Annotated in this window: 3 protein-coding genes; 1 reads left to right on the top strand and 2 read right to left on the bottom strand. The window is 25.3% G+C overall.

The annotated features are described in order from the left end of the window. Nucleotides 1-640: 640 nt before the first annotated feature. Both CLOACE_RS11350 and CLOACE_RS11345 read right to left on the bottom strand, forming a co-directional pair. Complete coding sequence (locus CLOACE_RS11350; protein ID WP_242866476.1) at nt 641-1,861, bottom strand: cation:proton antiporter; 1,221 nt, start codon at nt 1,859-1,861, stop codon at nt 641-643. Nucleotides 1,862-2,693: 832 nt separating this feature from the next. Then, nucleotides 2,694-3,008, bottom strand: a complete 315-nt coding sequence (locus tag CLOACE_RS11345; RefSeq protein ID WP_070111362.1) for a YbjQ family protein — start codon at nt 3,006-3,008, stop codon at nt 2,694-2,696. Between the two features lie 225 nt (nt 3,009-3,233). Between CLOACE_RS11345 and CLOACE_RS11340 the strand changes: the two genes are divergently transcribed. Next, nucleotides 3,234-4,055 (top strand): flagellin, encoded by an 822-nt coding sequence (locus tag CLOACE_RS11340; protein ID WP_084027633.1) that lies wholly within the window; start codon nt 3,234-3,236, stop codon nt 4,053-4,055. The last annotated feature ends 135 nt before the right edge of the window (nt 4,056-4,190 follow it).

The raw sequence follows: 4,190 nt of genomic DNA, 5'->3' as shown, positions 1-4,190 counted from the left end.
CTAAACATACATCCTTTGGAATTTAGTGTAAATCATTGAATCTCAAGAAATATTTTCTATTTAATCATATTATATTATATAAATGTGTACAATACATTAACTTTAATGAAATTATTTATATATTATTTGTAAATTTTATTGTTTTTTTGGGTAATAAGGTTTATAATATCCTTTTAGGGTGTATTAATAAACTTTAAATAAAATATAATTATTTGTGTTAACTATTATATTTTACCTTATATTTTTTATAAAATAAATATAAAAATTAATAAAATGCCATGAATTTTTTTACAAAAACTTGTTGTAAGGCATTATATAATACATTATTGTAATTTAAATCGAGATAATTTCAGAGAAAAAAATAATACATTAACATAAAAAAAGTTTGTAAATAAGTTATTTTATTTACAAACTTTCTTTATGTTAATGTATTATTAGTTATTTTTTTCTCTGAAATTATACTACATTTAGTTAAAATTTCTTCATTTAAAAGTTTCTTTTAATATTTAGCTTTTAATATACAAATTTTCTAAGTGCAATATATATATATAATATTTGCATAGATTTTTATATTAATTTTAATAATCTAATATTTCAAGTTAAATAGAAATATTATAAAGTATATTTTGTTATATAATTATTACATTGCAGTTTCCTCAGAAAATTGTTCTGTAACTTTTGTATTTTTACTATCTTTATTAGAGTATACAACTTTTAATAGTATAGGAGTTATTAATGTTGTTACTATAACTACTAAAATTATTGGTGCAAAATAAGCTTCTTTCATAAATCCAGCAGCTATACCTATATCTGCAACAATTAATGCTACTTCTCCTCTTGATATCATTCCTACACCAATTTGAGTTCCTTCTTCTTTACTAAATCCACAGGCTACTGCTCCTAATTTACATCCATAAAGTTTAGTTAAAATAGCTACTGCTAAAAGTAAAACTGTAAATATAACCATAGTAGTGTTCATTTTAGTCATTACAGTGCATATTCCTATATTTGCAAAGAATATTGGTGAGAAAATTGCAGTGGATATAGTTTCTACAGATTCTTTTATATGTTCAGAACCCTTAGACATAGATAATATTAATCCTGTTATATAAGCTCCTGTTATATCTGCTACTCCAAAGAAATGTTCTGCTCCAAAAGACATTACAAAACAAAAGGCTAATGCATAAATAATCACTCTATGTTTATCAAACTTAGCTTTTCCGCTGCCAGAAGCCTTCTTGAATAATAATCCTATTATTAGAGAAACTACAAAAAATGCTAATATTTTCATTATTACAACTTGTATACTTACTTTAGAATTAGACATTCCAGTTATAATTGCTAAAAGTACTATTCCTAAAATGTCGTCTATAACTGCTGCACCAAGTATAGCTGTTCCTGAACGAGTTTTTAATTTTCCCATTTCTTGAAGAGTTTCAACAGTTATACTTACAGATGTAGCTGTTAAAATTATACCAATAAAAATGTTTTGAAGTGTAATTTCAAATCCGCCAGAAAAAGGTGTTCCTGCATTGTTAAAGAATCCACCTACTAAATATCCCCCTATTAAAGGAAGAAAAACTCCAATTACCGCAATAACACTAGATGCTTTTCCAGACTTTTTCAATTCAGTTAAATCTGATTCCAATCCTGCTGTAAACATTAACAAAATTACGCCTACTTTAGCCATTTGTCTTAAAAAATCACTAGGGTGAACTATTCCTAAAACTGAAGGTCCAATTAAAAGTCCCGCTATAAGTGCTCCCACTACTCTAGGCATTTTAAATCTTTTAGTTAATGCCCCTAAAAGTTCAGTGCTTAGTAAAACAATTACTAAATCTACTAAAAACTCTATAGACAATTTTATCCCTCCTATTTTTTGCATTTTTATGTTTTTTTATTTAAATTGATACATACTTCTCTTCCCAATAATGGTATGATGGTTTAAGGGTATAGTGGTATTACCACGTTTTTATATTATCACATTTTTTAAAAAATTTCTACATTAGTTAAGTTATTAACAATGCCAATTGTTATTAAAAATAATAAATCGTAGTAATTACCGTAATATATAGTATTAAAAAAGTTTTATCTTTTTTAATATTTTGTTTTTTTATAATAAATTTTGTTAAAAAAATAGCAATTTGGAATTGTTGTGAATTATGTGGTAATTTTAGATGGGTAATAATTGAAATAAATTCAGAGAAAATATAATTTAAAATAATATATATAAAAATAATAAGACTATACCTATAAATAGAGTTTGTAAATAAGTCATTTCATTAAGACAGACTAAGAATAAAAAATAAAAAAACTCCTACCCAATTTATGCACCGTCCTTGGTGCGGAAATTGGCTCATCACGTCCTGTGATGAATTACGGAGTTTTTTTATTTTTTCTTCTAAGTCTGTCTAAAATTTATTCAAATTATTTACAAACTCTATTTATAGGTATAGTCTTATTATTTTTATATATATTATTTTAAATTATATTTTCTCTGAGTTTACTTCAATTTAAACTGCAATTTTTAAATATAAAACTAAAAAAAATATTGTATTGTTTATTCTAAAAACTCTTTTTTATAGTATTTTATTAAAATAGTATTATTGTAATTGCAAAAAATAAATAGGTCTTAAACAAGACCTACTTTTAATTGATATATATAAAATAATAAAAAAAGGGCATATTTAAAATTACTCTAAAACTACTGCTGTGCCAGAAACAGTAACCATAAGCATAGTTTGTCCTAATACTTCATAATCTATGTCTATGCCAACAACAGCATTAGCTCCTATACTAGCAGCTCTAGATTCCATTTCTGCCATAGCTTCTTCTCTTGCATTTATTAACTCTCTTTCATAAGATCCAGATCTTCCACCTACTATGTCCCTTAAACCTGCCATAAAATCTTTTACAAAATTTATACCTGTTATAACTTCTCCAGACACTATTCCTCTATATTCCATTATCTTTCTTCCTTCAACGAAATTGGTTGTAGTAAGTATCATAAAGAAATCTCCTTTCTTATAATCCATATAGTTAGTATGAACCATAAATTAAAAAATATTCGTAATTTTTTTAATTATATCATATTTTGTTTAAAAAGTTATAATTTTTATAAAAGTTTTTATGAAAAATTATTTTTTATTCAATAACCTAGATAAATATTATTAAAGTTCACTTAAACTTCCACGATAAAATAAATGAAAAGCTTGTTTTTGGAGGTGAAAATTTTGTTTGTACAAGTAACTTCTTTGTTACATTCCTTTGGAAAAGTAACTGATAATAAATCAAAAAAAGATAATGTAATTGAAAAAATATCTTCTGGTAAAAAAATAAATAGAGCAGCAGATGATGCAGCAGGTCTTTCTATAAGCCAAAGTTTTAAAGCTCAAGTAAGAGGATTATCTGTAGCTGAAAAAAATGCTCAAGATGGAATTTCCATGCTTCAAGTAGCTGATGGAGCTTTAGGAGATATTTCAGAGCATTTACATAGAATGAAAGAAATAACAGTACAAGCTTGTAATGGAACATTGACAAATGATGATAGACAAGCTTCTGATAAAGAAATTCAATCTATAAAAAATTCTATAGAAACCATTGCAGAAAATACACATTTTAATGGAATAAAACTTTTAGATTCTGATAAAAGCCTTACACTACAAATAAAAGATAACCCTGATACATTTTACACTATAAACTTATTTGATAATAAGTTGTCCAGTTTGGGGCTTTCAGAAGTTTCTGTAACCACATTCGATAATGCTACTAAGTGTTTAAAAAAAATTGATGCATCTCTTAATAAAATCATAAGCAATCGTTCAGCATTTGGGGGAGATTTAAATAATCTTCAATCTGCTGTAAACGATGCACAAAATTCTGTAATAAACACTACAAGTTCTCTATCTAAAATAGAGGATATAGACATGGCTACTGCTGTTATGAAATCTGTAAAAGACGGAATTTTATATAATTCAAATAATTTTATGTTGGCTTCCACAAGACAAAGCAACGAAAGAATCAATGTGGTTTTAAATAAATGGCTTAGTAGCTAAATAAAAAATAATTTATAATAGTGTAATAAAAAATCTCTAATAAATTTCTGATAAATATGGTAGCAAAGCAATTTGTAAATAAAATGATTTTATTTACAAATTGCTTTGCTACCATATTTATCAGAAATTTATTAG

The organism is Clostridium acetireducens DSM 10703, from assembly GCF_001758365.1.
Lineage (GTDB): Bacteria > Bacillota > Clostridia > Clostridiales > Clostridiaceae > Clostridium_C > Clostridium_C acetireducens.
Note: the sequence above shows the minus strand (reverse complement) of the source record. Positions and strands in the feature narration are given on the sequence as shown.